At 44.0% G+C, this 23,783-nt stretch carries 17 protein-coding genes and 1 pseudogene; 8 read left to right on the forward strand and 10 right to left on the reverse strand.

The window, feature by feature from the left end; translation table 11 throughout:
- Nucleotides 1-107 precede the first annotated feature (107 nt).
- Nucleotides 108-3,155 (reverse strand): efflux RND transporter permease subunit, encoded by a 3,048-nt coding sequence (locus L3V36_RS08500; protein ID WP_208775438.1) that lies wholly within the window; start codon nucleotides 3,153-3,155, stop codon nucleotides 108-110.
- 9 nt (nucleotides 3,156-3,164) lie between these two features.
- Nucleotides 3,165-4,388 (reverse strand): efflux RND transporter periplasmic adaptor subunit, encoded by a 1,224-nt coding sequence (locus L3V36_RS08505; protein WP_208775437.1) that lies wholly within the window; start codon nucleotides 4,386-4,388, stop codon nucleotides 3,165-3,167.
- Nucleotides 4,389-4,560: 172 nt separating this feature from the next.
- Here L3V36_RS08505 and L3V36_RS08510 point away from each other — a divergent pair, with 172 nt between their 5' ends.
- From L3V36_RS08510 to L3V36_RS08520, 3 genes are all read left to right on the forward strand, one after another.
- Complete coding sequence (locus tag L3V36_RS08510; RefSeq protein ID WP_054542538.1) at nucleotides 4,561-4,821, forward strand: hypothetical protein; 261 nt, start codon at nucleotides 4,561-4,563, stop codon at nucleotides 4,819-4,821.
- A 146-nt stretch (nucleotides 4,822-4,967) separates the two neighbouring features.
- A complete protein-coding gene (gene aspT, locus L3V36_RS08515; RefSeq protein WP_208775435.1) occupies nucleotides 4,968-6,686 on the forward strand; it encodes an aspartate-alanine antiporter in 1,719 nt (572 codons plus the stop codon).
- Nucleotides 6,687-6,834: 148 nt separating this feature from the next.
- Nucleotides 6,835-8,433 (forward strand): bifunctional aspartate transaminase/aspartate 4-decarboxylase, encoded by a 1,599-nt coding sequence (locus tag L3V36_RS08520; protein ID WP_208775434.1) that lies wholly within the window; start codon nucleotides 6,835-6,837, stop codon nucleotides 8,431-8,433.
- Between the two features lie 112 nt (nucleotides 8,434-8,545).
- Here L3V36_RS08520 and L3V36_RS08525 read toward each other — a convergent pair whose 3' ends face one another.
- The 7 genes from L3V36_RS08525 to L3V36_RS08555 all read right to left on the reverse strand — a co-directional run bounded on the left by L3V36_RS08525 (nucleotide 8,546) and on the right by L3V36_RS08555 (nucleotide 17,872).
- The gene (locus L3V36_RS08525; protein WP_017091282.1) at nucleotides 8,546-9,235 is read right to left on the reverse strand and encodes a hypothetical protein; all 690 of its coding nucleotides are present in this window, start codon (nucleotides 9,233-9,235) and stop codon (nucleotides 8,546-8,548) included.
- Nucleotides 9,235-10,431 (reverse strand): outer membrane protein transport protein, encoded by a 1,197-nt coding sequence (locus tag L3V36_RS08530; protein WP_208775432.1) that lies wholly within the window; start codon nucleotides 10,429-10,431, stop codon nucleotides 9,235-9,237. Before L3V36_RS08530 ends, L3V36_RS08525 begins: the two co-directional genes overlap by 1 nt.
- Before the next feature lie 93 nt (nucleotides 10,432-10,524).
- Nucleotides 10,525-11,337 carry a crotonase/enoyl-CoA hydratase family protein gene (locus L3V36_RS08535; protein ID WP_017094755.1) on the reverse strand — a complete coding sequence of 271 codons (813 nt, stop codon included), beginning with the start codon at nucleotides 11,335-11,337 and terminating at the stop codon, nucleotides 10,525-10,527.
- A gap of 252 nt (nucleotides 11,338-11,589) precedes the next feature.
- Entirely contained in the window at nucleotides 11,590-13,584 is a 1,995-nt protein-coding gene (fhuB, locus tag L3V36_RS08540) for a Fe(3+)-hydroxamate ABC transporter permease FhuB (RefSeq protein WP_208775431.1), read from the reverse strand.
- Nucleotides 13,584-14,537, reverse strand: coding sequence for an iron-siderophore ABC transporter substrate-binding protein (locus L3V36_RS08545; protein ID WP_208775429.1), 954 nt, complete (start codon nucleotides 14,535-14,537; stop codon nucleotides 13,584-13,586). The genes fhuB and L3V36_RS08545 overlap by 1 nt, the downstream gene beginning before the upstream one ends.
- A gap of 91 nt (nucleotides 14,538-14,628) precedes the next feature.
- Entirely contained in the window at nucleotides 14,629-16,758 is a 2,130-nt protein-coding gene (locus L3V36_RS08550; RefSeq protein WP_108092252.1) for a TonB-dependent siderophore receptor, read from the reverse strand.
- 205 nt (nucleotides 16,759-16,963) lie between these two features.
- Nucleotides 16,964-17,872, reverse strand: coding sequence for a helix-turn-helix domain-containing protein (locus L3V36_RS08555; protein ID WP_108092253.1), 909 nt, complete (start codon nucleotides 17,870-17,872; stop codon nucleotides 16,964-16,966).
- 219 nt (nucleotides 17,873-18,091) lie between these two features.
- On the opposite strand from L3V36_RS08555, the gene L3V36_RS08560 reads away from it, so the two are divergent.
- Both L3V36_RS08560 and L3V36_RS08565 read left to right on the forward strand, forming a co-directional pair.
- On the forward strand, nucleotides 18,092-18,853 hold the full coding sequence (locus L3V36_RS08560) for a siderophore ferric iron reductase (RefSeq protein WP_108092254.1): 762 nt from the start codon (nucleotides 18,092-18,094) through the stop codon (nucleotides 18,851-18,853).
- Nucleotides 18,854-18,930: 77 nt separating this feature from the next.
- Complete coding sequence (locus L3V36_RS08565) at nucleotides 18,931-19,716, forward strand: ABC transporter ATP-binding protein (RefSeq protein ID WP_108092255.1); 786 nt, start codon at nucleotides 18,931-18,933, stop codon at nucleotides 19,714-19,716.
- Between the two features lie 243 nt (nucleotides 19,717-19,959).
- On the opposite strand, the gene L3V36_RS08570 is transcribed toward L3V36_RS08565, so the two are convergent.
- Nucleotides 19,960-21,153 carry a multidrug effflux MFS transporter gene (locus tag L3V36_RS08570; protein WP_004731540.1) on the reverse strand — a complete coding sequence of 398 codons (1,194 nt, stop codon included), beginning with the start codon at nucleotides 21,151-21,153 and terminating at the stop codon, nucleotides 19,960-19,962.
- 270 nt (nucleotides 21,154-21,423) lie between these two features.
- Here L3V36_RS08570 and L3V36_RS08575 point away from each other — a divergent pair, with 270 nt between their 5' ends.
- The 3 genes and pseudogenes from L3V36_RS08575 to L3V36_RS08585 form a co-directional block, all read left to right on the forward strand.
- Nucleotides 21,424-22,509 (forward strand): PQQ-dependent sugar dehydrogenase, encoded by a 1,086-nt coding sequence (locus L3V36_RS08575; protein ID WP_108092256.1) that lies wholly within the window; start codon nucleotides 21,424-21,426, stop codon nucleotides 22,507-22,509.
- A gap of 448 nt (nucleotides 22,510-22,957) precedes the next feature.
- Nucleotides 22,958-23,167: a cold-shock protein gene (locus L3V36_RS08580; protein ID WP_004731543.1), complete on the forward strand. Its 210-nt coding sequence runs from the start codon at nucleotides 22,958-22,960 to the stop codon at nucleotides 23,165-23,167.
- A gap of 78 nt (nucleotides 23,168-23,245) precedes the next feature.
- Nucleotides 23,246-23,773: pseudogene (locus L3V36_RS08585) on the forward strand (site-specific integrase); the annotation flags it as partial.
- Between the last annotated feature and the right edge of the window lie 10 nt (nucleotides 23,774-23,783).

The raw sequence follows: 23,783 nt of genomic DNA on the forward strand, positions 1-23,783 counted from the left end.
AATTTTGAGTGCACGAATCCCTGAGCGATAAGGCTCATAAAATGGGACTCGTGTTGATTAAACTTTTATGTTTATTGGCCGCGTAACGTTAGCAGCCAGATAACGGACTAAACTTCTTGCTCTTGCCCGCGGTGATCCGCAGCCAAGTAGGTGTATATCGTTGGCACAACGAACAGGGTGAATAATGTGCCCACCGACATACCAACCGTGATGACCAAACCAATCGAGAAACGGCTTTGAGCACCGGCCCCGCTTGCAATGAGCAGCGGTACGACACCGACAACCATCGCAGCTGTGGTCATCAATACTGGTCTCATTCGAACAGTCGCTGAACGAATAGCGGCCTCGCGTCGGCTACATTTCAATTCCTGTTGCATTTGGTTTGCAAACTCCACAATCAAAATACCGTGCTTACTGATTAAACCTATCAAGGTCACCAGCCCCACTTCGGTGTATATGTTGAGCGTATCAATGCCCAAGTACAGTGGCATCAGAGCGCCAAAGATAGACAATGGCACACTGGTTAATACCACTAGTGGGTCTCGCAAACTTTCAAATTGAGCTGCCAGAACCAAGTAAATAATCACAAGAGCAAGGAAGAACGTCGTAACCAGTGAAGAGCCTTCTTGTAGGAACTGTCTCAATTGACCCGAAGTATCCGTCGTATAAGACTTAGGCAATATCTTCGCTGCTCCTTCTTCCATCACTTTATAGGCTTCCCCGATACTGATTCCCGGCATCATTTTCGCTTCAATCATGGCGCTGTTAAGCTGTTGAAACTGATCCACTTTCGATGGCTGTACTGATTGGCTAATTTCAATCAATGACGCCAATGGCACCATCTCATTGGTGTTAGAGCGTACGTGGTAGTTCTTTAAGTCATCCCAAGAGTTACGGTTCTCGTTAGGTACCTGAGTGATAACTTGGTAGCTGCGCTGATCCATCGAGAAGTAATTCACGAAGCCTTCACTGATAAAGCGAGACAACACGGTACCGATGTCTTGTGCGTTCACGTTCATCTGAGCCGCTTTATCGCGGTCGATGCGAATCTCTACCTGTGGTTTATTAAAATTCAGGTCGTTTTGTACATAGATGAATTTGCCACTCTTCTGCGCGTACTCTTTCAGTTTTTCAGCGTACTGATAGAGATCCTGATAAGAACCCGTTGGCGTTTTCAGAACCATCTGGAATGGTAAACCTTGCGGCGTACCTGGTAAATCTGGTGGAGAGAAGGTGTACACCTGCAAACCCGGTAATACAGAACTCTCTTTTTCGAAACGTTGCATTACCTCTTTTGCCGTTGCTTCGCGCGAATCCCAATCTTTCAAAACACCCAAACCAAAGAACGCATTGTTGTTCATGTAACCGTTGTCTAGCATGGTCATTTCGACTTCATCGTTCTTGCTGATAGAGTCAATCAGAGCCGGAGTAAAGTGGCGAATGTAATCGGTATTCGCTTGTGCAGGACCTTGTCCCATCATAATCATCACGCCTTGATCTTCTTCAGGTGCCAGTTCAGATGAAGTATTCATAAACATGAACACCAGACTGATCAGCAACGTTCCTACCACAGGCCAAATATAAACACGGTTGTTCAACACATGTTCGAGCACTTTTCGGTAGCGCTCTGTTACGCCTTCAATCACCGCATCGATTTTCTTAACCAGTTTTCCGTCGAGAACCGATTTATTAAGCAGTTTTGAACACATCATCGGCGTTAGCGTTAAGGCGATGAAACCCGAAATGAGTACTGAACCTGCCAAAGTGAATGCGAACTCAGTAAACAGCTTACCGGTGAGTCCCCCCATGAAACCAATCGGCGCATACACTGCGGCCAATGTAATGGTCATCGCAATAACCGAGCCTGCAATTTCACGAGCACTGTCTATTGCAGCCTTAATTGGGCTAGTGCCATCTTCTAAGTGGCGAAAGGTGTTTTCTACAACAACGATGGCATCATCAACCACCAGTGATATTGCTAATACCATGGCAAGCAGCGTCAACAGGTTAATACTGAAGCCCATGCTCAACATGAAGAACATAGAGCCAATCAATGACAAAGGAATCGTTACAAGTGGTATCAACATCGCTCGCATTGAGCCCAAAAAGGCGAAGATAACGATGACAACGATCAGTGCGGCTTCGATTAAGGTTTTTGCTACTTCATCAATTGAGGTTTCGATAAACTTAGTCGAGTCATAGATTACATCCGCTTTAATACCTTCAGGTAAGCCTGCTTGGATCTGTGGAAGCAATTCGTAAATGCCTTCAACAACGGTCAATGGGTTAGATGTTGCCGTATTACTGATCGCCGTTGATACGGTAGTCACACCATTGAATTCAACGTCTGAGTCATAGTTTGCTGCGCCTAGTTCAACCGTCGCCACATCTTTTAAGTGCACCAGTTGCCCGTCGAGCGCTTTCAAAGCCATGTTCTTGAAATCGTCTACCGAACTTGAATCGGTATGAGCGTTAATATCAACTTCGATATAAGGGTTTTGCAACTTGCCCGCCGCACTCACAATGTTATTTGCACGAAGCGCGTTTTGAACATCTTCAGCCGTCAGACCATATGAAGCCAGTCGTTGAGGGTTCAGCCAGATTCGCATTGCAAAATCTTCTTGCCCCAATATGTCGACCTTTGACACCCCTTCAACAGTAGAGAAAGTCGGCTTAACCACACGGCTCACATAGTCCGAGACTTGCTCCGTCTTCAATGTGTCACTCGAAAATGAAACATATAAGATCGGAGATTGAGACGTCGATTTAAGAATACTCGGGTCCAATACACCCGACGGCAGCTTATATTTCACTTGCTGCACGAGAGACAAAATTTCGGTCAAAGCACTATCCGACGGATACCCTAGCTTCAAATAAACCGTGATAACCGACTTACCCAGAGCACTATCCGATGTCATGTAATCAATGCCCGCTGTTTGAGCAATTTCTGCCTGCAGTGGCTGCGTCACATACCCTTGAACGCTGGATGCACTGGCACCTGGATAACTCGTTGTAATGGTAATAACGCCCGTTTCAATTTCTGGATATTGGCGCACTTGCAGTGAGGTAAAAGCTTTAAGACCTAACACCAACAGTACAAGGCTTAATACCGTAGCCAAAACTGGACGTTTGATAAATACATCAGTAAATGTCATGGGAGTTTCCTAGTTACTTTGCTTAGTACTTTTGTCAGTAATCAACGGATGTTGGTTATTAACCAGAACCCATCCACTATTCTTGAGTTGGTGTTGGTTTGAAGTCACAACAACATCCCCCTCTTTCAAGCCCGAAACCACACCAACATAACCGCCTTGTTTGGGGCCGACTTCAACAGTGCGCTGCACAACCTTGTACTCGTAAAATGGTGATGCATCGTTGCTCGAATGTTCTCTGGCCTTTTTAGTCGACGTATCCAACACAAACACGGTGTTTCCGTATAAGGTGTAACTGATCGCAACAGAAGGTACTGCCACGATAGTGTCCGATTCTGATGTGATTAACGTAGCGTCGACATACATACCCGCCTCTAACGGCACAGCTTGGTTAGCCATGGCTCTCAATTCGATATTGTGCGTGTTGCTGTCTGAGCTTGGTTCAATGGCAGAAATAGTGCCGTGAAAGACTTCGTCGTTCGTTGCTTCTGAATAAAACTGTAAATCTTGCCCTACCTTCACATCGTGTAAATAAAGCTCTGGAATAGAGAAATCGACATATTGCTTTGATTTGTCTTCTAGCTCGACAATCGCTGTGCTTGAATTAATAAAGTCACCTACATCGATATTACGAATCCCAACGCTGCCAGAAAATGGCGCTTTCACTTTCATGTAGTCAATTTGCGTAGCAATATATTCAAGCTTTGCACCTTCAGCATTAAATTGAGCTTGTAGCTTATCAACCGAGTTTTTTGAAACACTGTTATTTCTAAGGAGCAATTTATTTCTCATCAATTCGACTCTTACCAATTCAACTTTGGATAGCTGGCTCTTATAGTTGGACTTCAATAACGCATCATCCAATTTAACAAGAACATCACCCTTATTTACTTGCTGACCTGAAGTAAAGAGAATCTCTTTTACTTGGCCAGACATTTGGCTCGTCACATCAATAGATTGATTAGAATGAATGTTACCAATGACTTTTAAACTTTTATCCCAAGTATCTTGATTTACTTTTTCCGTTGTTACAGATATAGCTGGCAATTTAAAATTAGCGACCTTCTCTTTGATCATTTCACCTTTTACATAATGAAAGCCAAATACAAAAGACAGTAATATAAAAAGAGCTGACCCGACAATAACGCCTTTATACTTGCTCATGTGTTCACCTTGTTTTTTAAGTCTGGTCATTCTATCTATCGACACTGCCAATAAATCAAACTCATATAACATCCACCAAATCTTATATAAAATAAAAATCAAATCTTAAAAATCAAATACTTACCATGAAAATATCAATCGACACTCAATTTTTGTTTTATTGCTATTTTATTTGAACATGATTTATCTATTTTCTCGATCGATATAATTCTCATCGTTCCTTAAACAAATAAACGAGTTAACTATGTCGAATCAAATTAATCACACTAAAGTCGCTATTAAAGAAAAGATGAAACGTATATATGGAGAAGATGTTACCCATAAACATAATAAAGACCATTTAGAATATAGAGAACATCAACCCTCTCATTCTGGTCAACATGGTGGCGACCCAGAAGGTCATAAGCATTTAGTCAATCACCATTCTGATGGTCATCATGATAAACATCACAAAGATAAAATTCATGACCATAAAAAATCATCGCGACTGCATCATAAAAAGTAGAAGACTGGATGAAGCCCAGATTATTAAAAATAAAGCATTAGATCAGTTCATCAACCAAATGTTGATTAATGCTTAATCAAACGTTAAACCAAATTAAAAAATGAAATAGCGAGTCAATGATGATGCTATTTCATTCAAGGATTACTATGTCATTTATTATTGAACAACTTAGAGACTATCCGTTTATAGCGCTCTTTTTATCACTCGGTCTCGGTTACTTAATCGGTAAAATTAAAATCGGTAAGTTTGAATTAGGTGGAATCGCAGGTTCACTGCTTGTTGCTGTAGCACTTGGTCAGATCGGCGGTATCACGATCTCTAACGAAGTAAAAAGCATCTTCTTTGCTTTATTTATTTTTATGGTGGGTTACAACGGCGGTCCGCAGTTTTTCTCGTCATTCCGCCTTTCATCGCTAACACGCTTATTCGCTTCGTTTGTGATGACGTTTGTAGGATTAATCACGGTTGTGTTGCTCTCTAAATGGGCAGGACTAGATAAAGGTTTAGCGGCGGGCCTTGCGGCTGGTGGCTTAACACAATCGGCAATCATAGGTACTGCAGGTAATGCTATCGATCAGCTGAACCTAGCGCCAGATGTCACCTCAACACTTAAAACAAATGTGGCTGTGGGTTACTCGATCACCTACATCTTCGGCTCTCTTGGTCCGATTCTAATGATGTCACTCATTCCAATGGTAATGGGTTGGAACATAACCAAAGAAGCGAAGAAGCTTGCGGAAAAAATGGGCGCTGGCAGCAAGCAACTAAACGAGGGTGAATTCTCTGCATTGAACCGCGTATCTTCTCGTGCTTATCAAGTGACCGCGAACTCTATGTTTGTTGGTAAAAGTGTTGTCGAGTTAGAAGAAGCATTCGATGCCGACCTCACAATTGAAGCTATCTACCGCTCACACCAAGACACAGAATCAACGTTAGATTTGGCGAAGAACCCTATTTTAGCGACGGGTGACAAAGTTTACCTTACTGGTCTGACTCAGGCATTTCCTAAAGTGACCTCGTTGGGTATCGAACTCGGTGAATTTAGTGAAGAAAGCAATGTTGTCCAAACACAACAGAAGGTCGTACTCACGAATAAGAAACTAGCGGGTATTACGCTACGTAAGCTTCACGATGAAACGAACGCACGTATTCGTCGTGGTGTTTATATCACTCAGCTATCACGCATGGGCCATGATATTTCGACATTGCCAGAAACTGAACTGCACATTGGTGACGAAATCACCTTAGTTGGACAAAAAGAAGACATAGCTAAAGTCATCAAAAAAATTGGCTACAACAGCCCACTGCCTAGTGTTACTGACTTCGTAACAATGTCTTTCGGCATGGTGCTTGGCTATCTGATTGGCGAGATTGGTTTCACTATCGGTGGTTCTCATATCGCTCTAGGTTCAGGTTTAGGTTGTCTGGTTTCCGGCCTACTTGTGGGCTACCTAAGAATGCGTACACCTCGTTTAGGCAGTGTTAACCACGGCGCAGCCAACTTTATGCAGACATTCGGCCTTGCAGTATTTGTTGCGGTTGTTGGTATTAATGCAGGCGCTCCAGCGCTGACGGCAATCAAAGAGAATGGCGTAACGCTTTTACTGCTGGGTGTGTTGGTCACTCTAATTCCTCAAGTACTGACGTTCCTATTCAACTACTACGTGCTCAAAATCAAAAACCCAGTAGAAGCGCTAGCGGTTATCGCGGGTAGCCGCAGTGCAAACCCTGCATTCGCATCGCTACTAGAAAAAACACAGAACAGCACACCAGTACCGAGTTTCACGATGACTTATGCGGTTGCCAATATCTTCCTCACCTTATGGGGTCCGATCATCATCAACCTAATTACCAAAATCTCGTAATCAACATCGAATCAGCCAATTGATGATTCGACTTATTCATTAACTACTTAACACAGTAGCTAGCCAAGCAGGCTAGCTGCTCAAAGAAATTAACTCATTGATATATCCAACAAACTTGGATCTTAAACAAATTTAAAGAGAAACGACTATGAAACGCACAGATGAAAAACGCCTAGAAACACTAAGCCCATTCGAAGTAAAAAACACACTGATCGACCTTGCTCAGCATTCACATGAAAAAACCATGATCAACGCTGGTCGTGGTAACCCAAACTGGGTCGCGACAGCGCCACGTGAAGCCTTTTTCCAATTAGGTATGTTTGCACTAGAAGAATCAAAATCGAATTTCTCAGGGTATGAAGGCTTTGGTGGAATGGGAGTTCAACAGGATATTAGCCTACGCTTTCTTCAGTTTTGTGAAAAATACGAAGACCAAGAAGGTGTGCAATTCCTCATTGAAGCCTTCCAGTTTATTACGGATCAATATCAGGTAGACGGTGATGCGCTTATTTATGAATGGGTTGAGGGGATTCTAGGTAACAACTACCCAGTGCCTGATCGCATGCTCAAATATTCAGAACTTATTGCTCGCAAATACATTGAGCAAGAAATGGCGGGCTCGCAGCCATTACCTGCAGGAAAGTTTGACTTGTTCGCCGTTGAGGGTGGCACAGCGGCCATGGTTTACATCTTTAACACGCTAAAGAGCAACCGACTATTGAACCCTGGTGACACCATCGCGATTGGTGCGCCGATTTTCACTCCGTATATCGAAATGCCAGAGCTAGAAGATTACGCGCTCAACAAAGTAGAAATCATGGCGGATGAAGCGTCTGCGTGGCAAATTCCAGACTCTGAATTAGAAAAACTGAACGATCCAAGTGTTAAAGCTTTCTTCCTCGTTAACCCAAGCAACCCTGCTTCGGTTCGATTAAGCGATGAGACACTCTATAAGATTGCAGAGGTTGCTAACCGCCGCCCTGACCTCATCCTTCTTACAGATGATGTTTATGGCACTTTCGCTGATAACTTCACATCACTAGCGATGCTGGCTCCGAAGAACACGATTCTAGTGTATTCGTACTCTAAGTACTTTGGTGCAACAGGCTGGCGTTTAGGCGTGATTGGCGTACACGAAGACAATAATTTCGACCGCATGATTCGAGATCTTCCAGAAGACACTCGAAGCACGTTATCTCAGCGATACCAAGGCATTGCACTTGAACCAAGTAAGATTAAGTTCATTGACCGTTTGGTGGCAGACAGCCGTGCAGTGGCACTGAACCATACCGCCGGTCTTTCAACACCTCAGCAGATTCAAATGACAATGTTCTCGCTGTTGTCTTTGATGAAGAGTGGCGAAGAGTACAAGCGACTCGCGAAACAAATTGTGCGTCGTCGCTACCACACTCTAATGCAGAAGAACTTAGCCGCGCCAATCGTTTCTGAAGGCGATCAAACCGGTGCGTTCTATTACGTGGAGATTGATCTCAAAGAGATTGCTCAAACGATTCACAGCAACGATTTCTTCACATGGTTAGAAGAAACGTATGAGCCGCTTGATTTCTTGGTACGCCTTGCAGAAGAACATGGTGTGATTGTGATGCCGGGGGCGGGTTTTGATGCGCCAACGTGGTCTCTGCGTGTGTCTCTAGCGAACCTAGAAGAAGCACAATACGCAAATATCACGAAAGCGATGAACGCGGTAATGCAAAGCTATGTTGAACGTTACGAAGCGGCTTGCTAGCACGGCTTCAACGCTAAAAAGATCCTAGAAAAGCATAAGTTCTGAGTGTAGATTCACTAAATCAGTGGGTCTACACTCAGTTCTTTTTATCTAAGACGATATATGAGAATAACTATTTGAACTCATAGGTGTAAGACGCACCAACACTGTTATTTTCACCGAAATCGTCCTCAGCAAAAATAGTGAAGAAGTTGAATGATTGAGCGTCACTCAACTTGTAGCTAGCACCGACGCCTGCCCAATACCCTGAATAATCATCAGAGCCCATTGAACCACCACCGAAGCCCATGATAGACCATTCATCCGTAATCGTTTTTAAACCAAACGCACCAATGTAGCCACCGTGTGTTGAGCTCGGCATCAATACATAGTCAGAACCAACATTATCGTCATCGAAAACAGCTACTTCGCCGTCATTATAGCTGTAACCAGCCATAGGGAAGATTTGCCAACCGAACGGCTCAATATCGAAATAGCTCAGTGGTATAAATGTGCCAATACTGTAGTTGTTCTTATAAGCATCGTTGTCATACTCAGAACGGCTAAAGTTGAAATTCACGATACCCATCGGCAACAGCCATGAACCGCCTAATCGCCACTCTTCACCGTCTGCATTGACACGAGCATTGATCATTCGCGCTTCATCTAAACCAATAGAGCCTGAGAACTGCAAATCTTCGTTATAAGCAACGCCAGCTTTGGTCACGATTTTAGTCGGATCATCAGGGTGCTTCTCTTCAGCCAAAGCACTCATCGAACCGAGCGTTGCCGTAGCAACAAGTAATAGATTACGTAATGTCATCAGAAGGTCGCACTAACCCCAACAAAGTGGATACGGCCGTCGAAAGAGCCATCTAACAAATTAACTTTTCCGAATCGACCATAACGATCCATCTCAACCGATCCTAAATCAGCATATTCGTAGAACACGTCGATCAAGATATCATCCCAATACGTTGAAGCACCTACCGAATAGCGATACTGTTCGCCAACAGGGAGGTCAACCCATTGCATTGATGGATCATCTTGTGGCGAGGTCTCGTAAGAGAAGCCGGCTTTTAGACGCCAGTCTGAATTCAATTGATAATCAGCACCAACCGCAAATTTCCAAACATCATCCCAGTCACGCTTGATTGGAATTCCGCCTACAGGGTCACCACCAACTGATGCACCAAAGTCTAGTACTGTCTCGTCCCACGCGCTCCAACGGTGGAGCTGAACACTTGCCAATAAATCTAACTGAGAGTTCAATGCATAACTCGCACTGACATCGATAATTTCAGGTAAAGCAATATCTGTCGATAACGAATTCAAAGCGTCAGCACCTAACTTACCGTTTACATCATTGTTGAATTCATGCTCGAGTTTAGAACGGTAGCTCGCACCTAATTTGAGTTTATCTGTCGGTGTGTACATTACGCCAAAGTTATAACCGTATGCCCAGTCAGTATCTTGCTTAGCAGTAAGCATTGACGTTGTTTGTTGAAACGCAGCCCAACTGAATTGAACACCCGCGCCCACTGACCACTGGTCATTCAGTTTATAACTCAGTGATGGATTCACTTGCATGGCAGTAAGAGTGATATCTTCCAGCAACAAGCGACCAGCCCATTCACTGCCATAATCTAGGCTTGAGCCACCCACAGCGCCAAGCGCAATACCAAGGTGTAATTTGTCTGTGACTTGATGCGCGTGGAAAGCACCAAATGAAGGCATGACTGAATGAGCTTTACCATCTTGCTTGTCGCCGTTGTCTTGATATTGCATCTCAAGATCAAACGCCATGGTATTGATAGTCGTTTTGCTTTCGCCCATATGTGACATGGTGGCAGGGTTCGTCCACATCGCAGCAGCAGAGCGAGTGTAAACACCATCACCGGCGCCGGTAGTACCAGCATTGGCGACGACAGCTTCTTGTAAAAACAAACCACTTGCGAAAGCATTTAAACTTGTAAAAATTGCGGTGGCAGCTAGCGAGTAAGTAAAAGTTTTGTTCATCAGATTGCTCATTTAGCCTTAGACATTAAATTGCTCTAAGGTTACCGCAAAGCCCCATAAACAAATGGAATATCCGTTATTCCTGTACAAACGCTATTTGAACTTTCTCGCGACGTATGAACGTGGCTTGTCTCGATGAATTTCACGTTGAGCAGCGATTGCTCTATTCTTGCCTAACCCTACCTTTATCTGATACCAGGTCTCGTAAAATACGGCCATGCCAGGGCTTGACCACCAAGTCTTGTTGTAGAGTTTCTTATTAGCAGCGACAACATCTGGTGACCGATTCGCACACTCAAGTGCCAACGCATAAGCTTCAGCGTAAGGATCTTCGGCAATCTTGGTTACCAGCCCATAGTCTTTCGCTGTTTCACAGTCGATCTCTTTAGCGGTCATCGCCATTTCTAAGGTGTGATCTTTACGCATTAACTCTCGAAATGCGATGGCGCCTCCCATGTCAGGAATCAAACCCCATTTGGCTTCCAATATCGAGAAAGTCGCGTCTGGACTGGCCATCCTAAAATCACCACCACTGGCTAATTGAAGGCCGCCTCCCCAACAACGACCATGAATCGCAAAAATGACAGGACATGGGATCTCTCGCCAACCAAGCGAAAAGCGCTGCGCAGCATTGGGTAATGTCGGTAACCATTTGAACAAGAGCTTCATCGCCCCTACTTTACTGTTCAATAACGATTTAACATCTAAACCAGAACAAAAATCTGAACCACTGCCTTTAACAATAACAGCTCGAATATCTCTGTTCTTCTTGAGCTCACTTATCATGTCATTAACGGCTTCAAACATTGCCATATCAATAGCATTGAGCTTATCGGGTCGATTCAACACAACCGTCGCAATTTGGTTTTCATCGATAGAACAAGTAATACGATCGAGGTTTGGCATGGTGGCTACCTTATAAGTGGTCAGACCTTTAGATTATACATTTTATTAACATATGCCAAACTTGCACATTAAGAAGCGAGACCTGTGTTGCTTAACACCGCTCCCTTACACAAACGACATCAATAAAAAAGCAGTGATGGATCGCTCCATTCACTGCTTTTCATTCGTAGCTTTTTCGCCAATAGCTTTGATTACCAGTAGTTTTGAATACCAATAGCTTTGATAGTCAAGGACTCTCAGTTTTGGGAGAACCTATGTTCTTCGAGATTTTAATAACAAGAAGATGAAGTAGCTACCACCAATAATGGAAACTAACGTCCCTGCCGCAAGCTGCGCCGGAAACACCACCACTTGCCCTAACCAGTCTGCAAATAGCATGAGTGCAGCACCAATTAAAAACGACAAGATGATCTGCTCTCGAACCAAACGAGCCCCCACCATTGCAGCGATATGCGGAGCTAACAAGCCAACAAAAGCGACAGGCCCCATGGTGGTTGTCACGACCGAGCATAAGATCGCAACAATACACAACAGTGCCACGTATGCGATATTGATATTCAACCCTCTGGCACTCGCGAACTGTCGTCCAGTCGCAATTAAGGTCACCCAACGGCTCAGTAACAGAGCAACACCAATACAAGCCGTAATCACGACAGCCATTATAGTGGCAGACTCAGGCTCCACACGGTAGGTAGACCCTGCTAACCAAGCCAATAATGTGTATTTCCCTTCACCCACTCGCGTTAGAGAGAATTGCACCAAAGCTTCCAATACCGCGGTCAGCGAAATACCAGTGAGGATCAAAATCGATGGCGCGAACTGATGCTTCTTGCCAAGGAACAATAACAAACAGAGTGCAATCGCACTGCCCAGAAACGCAACCCACGGGCTTAGCGAGTGAATCGAATAGCCCATGAATAAGCTACTGAAAATCAACGCCAGAACCGCACCCGCCGACACACCAAGAATATCTGGGCTTGCGAGCGGGTTGTAGACCAATCTTTGTAAAATCACACCCGCCACCGCTAAGCCGCCACCAGCGAATATCGCGGTTAACATTCTAGGCCAACGAATAGACCATTCAAATGCGTCTGGAATAACAAAGTAGCCCATATCAGAAGAAGGCTGAGACAATGAACTCAACGCCAGCAACCCGAAAATCATTGTGCCCAACAAGAAGTAAGCCACAGGTGAAATAAACTTCGGACCTTTAGGCATTGAGAAAAACAACTGATCTTGAGCAGACATTTGCTTTCTCGCAATAATGATCAACGCAGGAGCACCAATCACTGCGGTTGCCGTCCCTGTTGGAATCATGTCCAAAGACCATTGCGCCAAGAAGATCGCCAAGCTGTCGGTGACACAAAGTAATAGCGCACCTAATACGCAGCTTGCGATGAGTTCAGGTTTGGCCTTTAGAAAACCGAGATGCCTAGCGATGTTCGGGGCAATCAAGCCGATAAAGCTGATCACGCCAACTGAGGTAATCGATACTGAAACCAACCAAACGCCAACCACCATCAATACAAAGAATGTGGTGCCAATATTAAGCCCGCGCGCTGCTGCCCCTTCAGTACCAATCGAAAGCAAAGTCAGAACTCGCGGAGCTAAGAAGAATATGGCAAAAATCGGCAGTAACTTCGGCATCAACCAAAGCACTTGTTCCCAACCATTCTGTCCTAGGTCGCCCGCTCCCCACACAAACAGATTTTGTGCGTACTGATCGTTGAGCAGAATAATCGCCGTCGCAAATGCCCCTAGCAACAAGTTGACCGCCATACCCGCCAATACAATTGGCAAGCCGCTCATGTTTTTGATGCCAACAATGGAAACGATAAGCCCCATCGCAAGCAGCGCACCAATTAGAGCAAACCAAACTGAATACTGAGCGACCAACATCGGCGCAACCACATTCAGAATAACCAGACCAAGCCATGCACCTGACGATGTACCTAAGGTTAGCGGGGACATCATGCGATTTTGTGTCAATTGTTGAAACAAGCTGCCGATGGTACCAAGTGTTCCGCCAACCAAAATCGCCATGACCAAACGAGGTAAGTTGACATAAATTAACGCCATCAGCTCGAATGATTCATCGACCATTGAGTTGAATGTCGCGATATCACCAATCTGGGAGACTTGCTGGAACAACTCACTAATAGGGCCAAATTCCGACTGCCCTAACCATAAATGAACAAGGACAGCACAAAGCAGCGCAGCCCCCATCATAAAACCACTGGATTTCATTACTGCTCCGCTAGCGTCAACAACGATTGCGCCATGGCTTCTGCGTTATACAAAATCGACATGGCACCGCCGTAACTCCAACTTGCCGCGACTGGGCTAAATTGACCATTGCGAACGAAAGGCATGCTCTTCCAAACCGGAGAACGGTCTAGCTTGTCTTGATATGGGAAAGGTTCAAAATAAAGCGCAATCCCCTTCTTCACGTTCTTAAGCTCGGTCATGCGTTTTTGACTGATGCCCCACTGACTTGCAGGAAGATCCATAGCATTCTCAAAGCCTAGCTGTTCAAGTGCGTACTGTGGAATAGAGTTATCGCCGTAAATGAACACCGATGTAGTGCTCGCAAAACGGAAAGAGGTCACTTTCGGTTTGTCGCCCGGATACGCTTTATCCAGTTCAGCCTTAAGGACAGCGATACGCTCATCCATTGCGGCCAGCTTTTGGTTCGCTTGTTCTTCTTTACCAAGCAACTGTCCGATCTTCTTGAAGTTCTCGATAGCAGCCGCTGCATTGCTGTGCAGGTCACTGTACGTTTGGTAGTAAAGCACGGGCGCAATTTCAGAAAGTCGTTCCTGAAGATCTTTCTGAGGAGAAGCGATAAGAATCACATCAGGGTTTAGCTTCTTCAAAGCAGAAAAATTAGGCTCAGTTCGAGTGCCAATATCTGCCACGCCTTCTGGAATCGCAGGTTGAACAACCCAATCTGTATAGCCAGCGATATCAGGCACTGCCACTGGTGTTATACCGAGTTCAATCACTTGTTCGGCTATGTCCCAGTTCAGCGCAGCCACTCTAACAGGCTGAGCTTCAAGGGTTTTAACACCCTCACTGTCTTCAACTTGAAAGTTGGCCATCGCATTAAACGATAAAGCGCTCGCCAATACGGTTACCACCAGCTTTGCATTCAAGCTCTTTGCTTTAGAAAAATGGGAAGCTATTCGTTGTAAATTCATACTGTTGCCTACTTAATCTAAATTCTATATTTCTTCAAACGACAAAAGCAGCCCAGTGAAGGCTGCTTTAAAATTAATAACCCTAACCTAATTAGAATTCATAGTTGACATTGAATTCAACGGTTTGCTCTTGTCCGTACCAACAGTAGCTTTCATTCCAGCAAGTGTAATATTCTTCATTGAAGATATTGTTGGCAACAATGTTAGCTGTTGCATTCTTTAAAGAACTGTTCATCTCACCTAAGTCGTAACCAAGTGACAAGTCAACTAACGTATATGATGGAACTTTGCCTTTGTTTTTATCTGACGTGTCGTTTAGTACTGTTTCACCCACATAACGTACGCCGCCACCAACTCTAAGGCCATTCATGACACCGTCACGTACAAAGTAGTTAGCCCAAACATTTGCCGTATGATCTGGTACGAAAACAGGTGTTTGTCCAATGTTTGAAGCATCTTTATCTTCAGTTATTTCCATGTCGGTATACGTATAGTTGGCCAACAAGTCTAAGTTATCAGTTACTTGTGCACGTCCCTCTAGCTCAATACCTTGTGAGCGAATCTCACCAACAGCTGTCCATGGCGAAGCTCCGTCAGGACGAACGCCCACATTCTTTTTCTTAACTTGAAACAGAGCCATGGAACCTGACAACATGTTTTCGTATGAGTCATATTTAAGACCAAACTCTACTTGCTCTCCTGTCTCTGGATCCAAGTTATTGCCGCTAGCATCCAGCTTTGCACTAGGTTCGAAACTAGTCGCAAAATTTGCGAATGGGGATAAACCATTATCAAATTTGTATAGAGCACCTAAGCGGTACGAAAAGTTAGTATCATCGGTTTTAGTTTTACTTGGAGTGCCACCAAATACTGATACTTTTGTCGTTGTTTCGACTTTGTCAAAACGACCACCAGCAATGAACACCCAATTATCAATCAACATCTGATCTTGGAAGTAAAGACCAAGTTGACTCATTTCAATGTCGTCATTTTGATAATACACTTTTGTGAAATCGTCCGGATTCAGCTTATCGTTATTTGGGTTATAAAGGTTAATTCCATCAACACCTGCAAAAGCGTCGTAAGCTACATCACCTTCAATGTTTCGATAATCTAAACCAAAGAGTAGATAATGATCCAATGAGCCAGTGGACACTAAACCCGATAGTTGGTTATCAACACTGATGCCCTTAGAGCTTTCATCAGTACTATATGCCGAGCGTTCCAACTCTCCAGTTGATGCATCAAAATTGCCACTGCTCGTACTTTCTTGATAGAAATCAGCCTGCATATAGCGGAAGTTTTGTAAGAAAGCCCAGTTAGAGTTGAAGTCATGATTGAATTTGTAACCAGTAATCAAGAAATCTCTTTCGATAGTGTTGTAATTAACATCACCAGCAAATGTCGACGGTGAGATTTTACCTGATTCAATCGCGGCTAATGGGAGTGTCACGTTTTGACCTAGTGCGGGATCATTCTGATAATAGAGATTGAAGTTAATAAAGGTTTTATCAGACACATACCAATCAATTGAAGGCGCAATTACATAGCGCTCTTCCTCTACACCGTCAACTTGCGTATCTTTTTTACGACCAAGAGCGACCAAACGATAAGCAACGTTGTCACTCAAAGCGCCCGTGGTATCAATTGATGCTTCAACTAGGTTATCTAAACCCGTTGCTAAACCAATTTTCGTAGATTCTTCGAACTTAGGAGCTTTCGCAATGATATTTACCATGCCTCCTGGTGGCATACTTCCATAAAGAACAGACGTTGGACCTTTAAAGATTTCTAAACGCTCCATCGCAATTGGATCAATTTGAGGTTTTACATTCCAGCCAGGAAGAATTGGCAACATCATTCCGTCGTAATAGTTATTTGAAGACTCAAAGCCACGAATTTTAACCCAATCACTAAGAACCACTGCACCACCTTTGTTCTCAGTTGAAACACCTGGAGCATAACGAAGAGCTTGCATAACAGACTTAACACCACGTTGTTCCATCTGTTCACTTTCGATAACGTTGAGAGTCTGCGGCGTTTCTTCTGGATCTAAAACGGTTTTCGTTGCTGTATTACGATAGGCTTTACCCATAATAGTGACAGTTTCTATATTCGAATCTGGCGCAGTAACGGTTTCTTCCGCCAACGCTTGCGCTGAGAACGCAGTCAGCAACGCTACTGCCAATGATGAATACTTAAAACGAGTGTGAGTGGTCATAATTCCCTCGGTACCAATGCTTAATATAAATAATAATAAATCTCATTTGCATTGTATGTATCTAGAGGTGGGATAATTAACAATTTGGTGCAAATTCAAAAAGAACTTGACCTATTTTTAGTAGAAAACGGTCAATTGGTGATTAAAAAGACAATTGACCCTATTGATAGGAAGGCTTTGCTAGAAGGGAATGACGAGGATATGACTACGATTTAATAATAGGGATCCAGTACTCCATTTCTGCATTAGCGGCATGAGCTTGATAGCCAAATGGGTACACTTCAAGCTCATAACCATCAAGACCACGATAGCCGGAACTTGGCATCCAATTCAGCACAAACCAACTCAAGGTATGTCGCAGGTTCTCGATAGGCCCGCAGTGCTTCACCACCGCATAGGTTTGCTTGGGGATGGTCAGCACTTCTAACTTTTCAGAAATTAAACTCGGTAGTTGCGGGATTGAAATTCCTTCCTGAAGTTCTACCCCTGCCCAATAGTGAATATTAGTCCCGTCAAAGCAAGACTGAGTCAGGTCAACCACGCCAATGAACTGGAGCACGTTGTCGTCAGGGATCTCAACTTCACCTTCTAAACGTGACCATAGCTGAGGGACTTTCTGAGCGAAGTCTTGCGTGAGTGAAAACAAACCACTGATTTCTGATGTCATACCTTTCACTAGGAAAGACTCTCTTTCATCAATGCGCACTTCCACAAAGCTTAACGCCCCTTTTTCAGAAGTACTCGCTGTTTCAGATACTTGTATCGGCTTTCTTAGCCCGACTCTTTTTCCTGCTTTTCTATACTGACTTGGGCTAGACCCAAACATCTGCTTAAAGGAACGACTAAAACTAATTTCTGAGTTGAATCCAAGCCCGAGTGCAACATCAATCACACGCTCTTTTCCATCAAGTAGCTCTTCTGCAGCCTGACTCAGCTTTAGCTCTCTCACATAGTTAGCCACAGTAAGCCCAGTCTCTGCTTGAAACACTCTTTGAAGCTGCCAACGAGACCAACAGCTTTGTGTCGCAATATCTTCTAACGATAGCGAGGAGCTAAGGTTCGAATGGATATAGGTTAAAACGCGACTGATACGACCAAATGCAGGTGTGTTCATATTTAAGCTTTCATATTCTCTATAGTTGGCAGCGATATATTCGATTCACCAATACTTTTATCATTTAAAGCGGCTTTTATCACTCAAAAAAGAAGTACTCATATGTGTTCTATAAAATAGCCAAAAGACAGAGACACCGAGTAGATGCTCCATTTTGTATGGTTATCCTCGATTATGTCCGTTATGATAACGCTACTGATTCTCATTTAATGGTTTATGATGCTTTCCCAGCTGCACAATATTATCACTCGTCGGAGAGCCCCGTCTCTACATCAGAAAATCTTCGCTCACTCAAAACAAGTGACACCTTATTTAAGTGGAAGCTTTGGTGCTCTGCATAGCAAGAGCATTGCAATAACGAATGATGATAGCCATAAAGAAATCAAACGAGTTTACGATGGCCTTGCACAAAGCCACCCTGAAGCAGGCAAAGCCTATTGGTTAACCCGAACGTGGGATCTGGTTTGCTGGCAACCAATCTACGTGACCTTTATATCTATCTACGGCCTTCACTCACTGCCTGATATTAAGAATATCGGCCAGTTTAGGTACAAAGAATTTGTCACGGGCTACCGTTTCTTTAATGGTGATCATCAACACGGTTCACCAGAAGAACTGATTCCACAAGCAGGCGAAGCTATTCTTGCACTCACAGAGTTTTATCGTAACCAGATTAGTGAGTGGACACGTATTCGTCCGGGGTTTACCAATCATCTACTTGCTGATCTGTTACTAGGCAGCTTGATAAAACTACAGCAGCACGAGCCGAGCCTAACCAACGATTATATCACTGAACAAGCTAAGCTTTGGTTAGAAGCATGCCAGCTACCTGAAAATCATTTAGACAGCCTTAAAATAGACGCTGATTCGGGGATGCTAAAACTGATCAGAATCAGCTGCTGCTTAGTTTATAAGTGCGACTCTAGAAAGTATTGCGACGATTGCCCAAGACACCCCGACAACAAAAAAACAGCTCAATAACACCCTCTATTTTTAAAAGCCAATAAAGCTCGTTTAATTTCACTGAAGCGCTTTATTGGTCTAGGCACAGGACTGACATGTTTCTGCTTTCAAACATCAAAATTGTTCGTGATGAACGAACGATTCTCTCAATCGAAGACCTCACGATTCCGACCAACGAACTGACCGTCGTTCTTGGCCATAATGGTTCGGGTAAATCTACACTCGTTAATTTGCTCTCTGGGCAGATGTCACCGGATCATGGCAGCGTGGAACTAGACGGCACTTCCCTCTCTTTATTCAAAAGCAAAGACTTAGCCAAGCAGATTGCGTATTTACCGCAAAAGCTTCCCGCTTCTGCTGGCTTAACAGTCGAAGAGCTGGTTCGTTTAGGACGCTTCCCATGGCGAGGCGCACTAGGTCGTTGGAATTCAGAAGACAAATCGATTATCCGACAAGCGATGGAAAGAACCGGTGTCACTGAATTCTCACAAGCTTTGGCGGATGATCTATCTGGAGGAGAACGTCAACGAGCATGGGTCTCTATGTTACTGGCTCAGCAGTCACCGGTATTGATCCTTGATGAACCGACTTCTGCATTGGATGTTCATCATCAGTTTCAGCTCATGGGCTTACTGTCTGAACTCAACAAAAAAGAAGATGTTGGGGTGATCGTTATTTTGCACGATTTGAACCTAGCGCTTCGTTACGCGACGCATATTGTCGCCCTGAAAAAAGGTCAGATTGCGTTCGAAGGCAGCGCGGATAAGTTACTCGATGAAGAGGCTTTGTCAGCACTGTATGAGTCCCCTATCCGATTGATCGATCATCCAGTTCCAGCCAATACTGCAGCAAGTGAGAAGGTTGCAGTCGTCTGTGAATAGTTCGGGCATTTCAGTTTAAATCTAAGCGTTAAGCTCTAAGCTCTAAGCTCTAAGCTCTAAGCTCTAAGCTCTAAGCTCTAAGCTCTAAGCTCTAAGCATAATAAAGGCCATTGAAATCATAAACTTCAATGGCCTTTTCGTTTTTCGCTAGCTAGCTAGCTAGCTAAATAATTAAATAATTAAATAACTAAATAACTAAATAACCAGATAACCAGATAACCAGATAACTAGCTAACCAGATAACTAGCTAAGCTGGGACTCTCTCGCTTCTTGGCTACTGAAACCACGTAAAATATTAAACAGGGTAATCAGTGTGAACAACATGATGACAAGCGATAGATGCCACGCTTCTCCTAGCCCTAATTGAACTAGCCCCATACTCACCATTGAAGACACCACCATCTGCCCGCCGCCAGACATCGCAGCAGCCGCGCCAGCGTTCTTCTTATAAGGCAACATCACCAAGGCCTGAGCACAAGGTAACGCAATACCATTGCCAAGGATCATCAAGAACTGGCCAAGCATTAAATACAGTGGCTCAAGTGGGCAAAAGAAAAGCCACAACGCCGCAGCAACATGTAATACAGGTGTGCATAACAGAGTTTTCTTGTTACCCAACATAGGGCGAATACGGTTACATAAGCTTGTTCCGCCCAGCATGCCTAATGCAGGAATCACCGCCCACATCGCGTATTCATCTGACGTCATACCAATCTGATTTTGCATGATAAATGGCATCACTGATACGGTGGTGATCATCAAGCTAAAGTTAAGCCAGCCAATACTCGCAAAGCTCATAAAATAACGAGAAGTGAGTAACTCTTTATATTGAGAAACCATTTTCTTCGGTGAAGGGATAGCCGAAACCTGAGTGACGGTTTCCTTAAACTTGAACGCCAACACCACCCAAGCCAATGAGACATAGCCAAGTAGCGAGATAAACACCATACTCCAGCCAAAGTGGAAGTTAATAAACCCACCGATAACAGGCGCGATCAAAGGTGTTATAGAGGCAACCATCGCAATATAAGACATCGCCAAAGGTAAGTCTGCGCCGTTGAATCTATCGCGCGTCGAGGCACGAGCAAGTACAGCGCAACAGCCAGTTCCTAGGCCTTGCAGAAATCGCCCCATCACCATATTGGTAAACGAGTGGCTGAAGAAAATGATCATCAATAGTCCCAGCATGGCGATTAATAATCCGCTCAGCAGTACTTTCTTGCGCCCGAGAGCATCGGAAATAGGGCCATAAATAAACTGGGAAGGCCCAAAACCTAATAGGTACACGCTTACCAAAAGCTGGGCTTGCTCTAGTGACACATCGAAGTCTTTGGCGATCCAAGGTAGTGATGGAAACACCAGTCCCATACTGAGCTGACCGATACTGATGACCAAGCACGCAAGTAAGATCGATTTAAAATCAAACCGACGACTCATCGTTTAATACGTCCGTTCGAAGAAAAAACGTGCGTATCTAAGCCGCAACATAAAAACAGAGAAAATAGCGGAAACGCTGCTGGCGAGTTGTTCATAATGCTCCGACTGGATCAAATAGAGAAAGGCACAGTAAACATACGTGAGCTTGTATAATCATACAATAGGTGTTCAACTAAATATGTGAATAGTCACTTTTCGGCAACCTCAGCTTTCCGCCTGCCCACGACAAGCGCTAGACTAACACTAGACGCTCATAATCAAGGGACTTCAATGAACACTCATCACCGTATTTTTTCATGTGCTTTGGCGCTGCTTGCCCTTGCTCCTATAACGTCAGCCTTTGCGTGGCAGGCAGAGAAGATCACCGACGGACTCGTGATCCCTTGGGGGTTGGCTTATATCAACGACAACTCCATGCTAGTAACAGAAAAATCAGGCGTCATTAAACACATTGATTTAAAGACCGGTGATCAAAACACATTGTTCAGGCTGCCAAATGTTTGGGCGAAAGGCCAAGGTGGATTATTGGATATCGCACTCTCCCCTTTTGAAAACGGAAGGTTCTACGTCACTTATAGTAAAGACGTCGATGGTGAAGGTGTAACGACACTGGCTTCTGCTAATTACAGCAATAATGAAGTTACCAATTGGACAGACGTGTTTGTGTCAAAATCCAGAACGGACGCAGGGCGTCACTTTGGTAGCCGTATCACCTTTGATGAGAACCACCTGTATTTTTCAATCGGCGATCGTGGTGACAGGGACAACGGCCAAGACACCATGACTCATGCTGGCTCAATATTGCGATTAAATGCCGATGGAAGCACGCCAAGCGATAACCCATTCACTGACAACAACAAAGTACTCAATGAGATTTGGAGTTATGGCCATCGTAATCCACAAGGGCTGTTCTATGATGCTCCGACTCAAAAACTTTGGTCGATTGAACACGGCCCGCGCGGTGGTGATGAAATTAACCTAATAAAAGCAGGTGCTAACTATGGGTGGCCAGTCACCTCACACGGAAAAGAGTATTGGGGCCCTATCAGCGTTGGCGAGTCTAAAACCAAAGATGGTATTGAAGCGCCTAAAAAAGTCTACGTTCCTTCAATCGCTCCGGGGAGCTTGATTGTTTACCAAGGCGATAAATACCCAGAGTTAAAAGGAAAGCTGCTGGCTGGCGCACTAAAACTTACTCACATCAATATTGTGACAGTCAATGAACAAGGTGAGGCAATCAAGGAAGAGCGTATTTTAGAAGACTTAGGCGAAAGGATAAGAGACATCGAAACTTCACCAAGCGGCGACATCTTTTTCAGTACCGATAATGGCAACCTGTACCGCTTGAAAAAGTAGTCAAAAGCTCGCTCCAATAGACACATGATGCTTACCGTGAGATTTATAAATATAAGCCGTTAAAATTGGGCTCAGCACCCAGTTAGCGGCTTCTAATTTGCAAAAATAAATGCGCTAAAACCGTGCAATTACTCCAAATTCGTCATCAATTTCGACCACCTTTTTCACAAAAACTACAACAAATCACCATACAACTGTAACTCCATGATATTTAAGGAATGCAAAGTTTGACTACCCCCAAGTTTCTGCAACCTTTCACTATGGATTCGATTGACTATCCCCTGATTTGATTTAGACTTCATCTCGGCTAGAAAGAAAGTTCTTTGTATATAAACATTTCGTTGGATTACTAGTAACCCCGTTGTGTTGTACGCAATAGCAATAAACTTTTCCGCGCTATCAGTGCCACAATTGGCTCATAATAAAAATTTAATTTTAGGATATCATCATGTCTAACACAGTTACTGGTAAAGTAAAATGGTTCAACGAAACTAAAGGCTTCGGCTTCATCGAGCAAGAAAACGGCCCAGACGTATTCGCACATTTCTCTGCAATCACAGGCGACGGTTTCAAAACTCTTGCTGAAGGCCAACAAGTTGAGTTCACTGTATCTCAAGGTCAAAAAGGCCCTCAAGCTGACAGCATCAAAGTACTTTAATTTAGTATTTTAAAGCTTTCTAAAAATAGCCAGCCTCTGCTGGCTATTTTTTTACCCGCTATTCAGAGATTTAAGGTAACAAGGCGCCCTACCACCGATGAAATAGACCTGTTAAAAGAAGCACTAGAAGAGCGCGAGCAGCGCAGAGAAAATAAAATCCCCTACTCCATGCTTCTAGATTTCAGCATCCTGAGCTATATGAGAGTCAGCGAAGTCTGTGGTATTCGTTGGGAAGACTTAAACGAAGAACTTAGAACAGTGATCGTACGTGACCGAAAAGACCCACGTAAGAAAGAAGGTAACCACATGGTCGTTCCTCTACTTGGTGAAGCGTTTGATATTGTGATGAAGCAAGAGCGTAATGGTGAGTTAATATTTCCATATAACCCACGCTCAGTTGGCCGAGGCTTCGTTGAAGTGTGTCAAAAGGTTGGGATCGATAACCTACGCTACCATGACCTACGCCGTGAAGGTGCAAGCCGCTTGTTTGAAAAGGGCTTTACGATTGAGGAAGTGGCTCAAGTAACTGGTCATAGAAACCTAAACACATTGTGGCAGGTTTATACCCAGCTGTTCCCACATAAATTACATGATAGAATTCTTTAGTCTCAACTAA

Source organism: Vibrio sp. G-C-1, from assembly GCF_021728015.1.
GTDB classification, from domain to species: domain Bacteria; phylum Pseudomonadota; class Gammaproteobacteria; order Enterobacterales; family Vibrionaceae; genus Vibrio; species Vibrio splendidus.